2 protein-coding genes are annotated in these 2,797 nt (G+C 34.5%); one reads left to right on the top strand and one right to left on the bottom strand.

Translation table 11 applies throughout. From position 1 onward, the window contains the following. Window positions 1-60: 60 nt before the first annotated feature. Entirely contained in the window at window positions 61-753 is a 693-nt protein-coding gene (locus ABXH34_RS09520) for a cytochrome b/b6 domain-containing protein (protein ID WP_353571643.1), read from the bottom strand. Between the two features lie 287 nt (window positions 754-1,040). On the opposite strand from ABXH34_RS09520, the gene ABXH34_RS09515 reads away from it, so the two are divergent. Next, window positions 1,041-2,797 (top strand): PAS domain S-box protein (locus ABXH34_RS09515; RefSeq protein WP_353571642.1); only part of this gene is annotated, 1,757 nt, incomplete at its 3' end.

Raw genomic sequence — 2,797 nt, 5'->3', positions numbered from 1 at the left:
GGCAGTCCTATATCACTTTAAAATAAAATGACTATAACTACTGATAAAATAAAAAGACGGCTATAAAATGAGGAGCAAACCTACCCCAATAATTGATAAGAATAATAAAATAACCGCTCTCCATACACTAACAAATGGCTGAATATTATCCAGTTCTTGCTTGCTTAAAGGTAATTCTTTATACCCTAAAAACATCGGTTTAACTAAATTTTCCCGTTTAACTATCAAATAGAAAAGCACTGCTAAAATATGAATTATGGCCAAAGTGAGTAAAATATCGAAATTAATTTTATGTACCATTGCCATTTTTTGGCTCACTTCTGCTGAAGACCAAGCTGATAGTGCGCCTTGAATCCCTATATTGTTATTAGTAAGAAACAAACCCGTCACAACCTGAACTAATAAACACAACAACAACAAAATAATAGATAGGCCACCTAGTGGATTATGACCAACATAAGCAGGTGGTTTAAGCTGAATCATGACGCTGGCATAGTGCGAAATACGGTAAACTGGATAAACAAAATCTTCAAACCGTGAGTGATAACTACCAAAAAATCCCCATAAAATTCTAAACAAGACTAAAACCAAAATACAATAACCACCTATTTGATGTATTAGTGCATAATTGTCAAAATGATAGCTACTCCACCACTGCAACCCAATTAGTAATACAATGGCCCAATGAAAAATACGGATTGGAATATCCCATACAAAAATTTTAGTTATATTTTGATAATTAGATATATTCATTGCTAAATTCCCAATTTAATTGTTGTCAGCATATCTGAGAAGCAAAAATGTTAAACTAGACAGCTCAAGAGCATCACAAATTTTGCATAAGCTCCTATACTTTATAAACTCAATCAAATACATGACTTATGATAAATAAATACGTCGTTCTTATCACTGTTTGTTTATTTGGATTATCCATTGCTATTATTGGTGCTGGACTGCCTTACCACATTGATAGCCACAGCAGGTTTTACTATTCTAAACCTTTTTTACTTTCTAGCCTTTTTTTCTTAGCTGTCAGTTTTATGACGAGCATGGTTGTATTTTATCTATATCAACTGTTCCTATACAAAGACAAACTGCAAATTGAGATAGATAAACAAGCACAAACCGCAACCGAACTTGCTCAAGCTCAGCAACAATTACAGCAAATGAATGAATTGTTAGAATCTGAAATTGCCTCTCAAACTGAAGAACTGGCTGTCCAAGCCGAAGCATTAAGCCATAAAAATTACTTATTAGAGCAAGAAATTGAACAGCGTATCCAAGTTGAGCAAACATTACGCCGTAGTGAAAAACGTTTTTATACCATATTAGATCACTTACCCGCTTATGTGTATTTGCAAGATGAACATTATCAACTTCGTTATGCAAATCAGTATTTCTACCAAACGTTTGGAGTACAGGATGATACTAAAACCTGCTATGGAATATTATTAAATCAACCTGATGCTTGTGAACATTGTCCTGCTCTGGATGTTCTAACTGATCTAAAGCAACAGCCACAACGCTGGGAATGTAAAGCTAAAAATGGTCGTATCTATTCTGTACAGGCTTATCCTTATGTTGACATTGATGGCGCTCAACTTGTACTTGAGATGGGTGTTGATATTACGGAAATAAAACAAACTCAACAAGACTTAAAAATAAGCCAAGAACGGTTTAATTTAGCCCTACAAGGAACTAGTGGTGGGGTTTGGGATTGGGATTTAGAAACAAATGAAATTTATTTTTCAAAACGTTGGAAATCGATGCTAGGTTACACCAATAATGAAATTGGTAACGATATCAATGAATGGCATCAGCGTCTTCACCCAAAAGATAAAAAAATTGTTTTAGAATTAATCCAGTATTATTTGGCCAAAAACCATGCAAGCTATGAAAATACTTATCGCCTTAAACACAAACAAGGCCACTATATTTGGGTGTTAGATAGAGGGCTTGCTGTATGGGATAAAAATACTCAGCCACACCGTTTTACAGGCATGCATCTTGATATTACACATCAGAAAATAGCAGAACAGGTTTTGCGCCAAAAAGAGGAATTTCTACGTTCACTATTAGATAGCGTGCCCCAATATATTTGTTGGAAAGATGCTGATTCAATGTTCCAAGGTTGCAATCAAAGCTTTGCTAATTTGCTTGGACTGTCTAGCCCAAAGGAAATTATAGGTAAAACTGATTTTGATTTAATTGCCAAGGATAAAGCAGATTGGTTTCGAAAAGTGGATGCGCAAATCATTGCAGAAGATAAACCGCGCTACGGTATTGAAGAAGTTGTCCATCTTAAGGATAAATCCCTTTGGCTTGAAACCAGCAAAATACCTTTACATGATGAAACTGGAAATGTTAGCGGTCTATTAATCTCTATCGCTGATGTGAGTATGCGGAAAAAATCAGAAGAATTACTCAAAAAATATAATGATAAATTAGAGCAAAAAGTAACTGAACGTACTCAGGAATTAGCCCATAAAAATGAATTATTGCAAATTTCTCAACATCGATTTACCACTGTATTAGATAGCTTAAGCTCTGCGGTTTATGTCGCTGATATGCAAACCTTTGAAATTTTATTTGTTAATCGTAAAGCCCAAGAATTTTTTGGTGAAGACCTAATCGGTAGTACTTGTTGGAAAAGTTTTTATGACAATCAAGATGAAGCTTGTCATTTTTGCTCTAATGCCAAATTAGTAGCGAATAATGTCCCAACAGGCTTATTAACCTGTGAGTATTTTAATAATAAAGTAGACCGCTGGTTTTTTTTACAAGAACAAGCTATTTA

This window comes from Candidatus Albibeggiatoa sp. nov. BB20 (assembly GCA_016744725.1).
GTDB lineage: Bacteria > Pseudomonadota > Gammaproteobacteria > Beggiatoales > Beggiatoaceae > Albibeggiatoa.
This window is presented reverse-complemented; position numbering and strand designations above follow the sequence as displayed.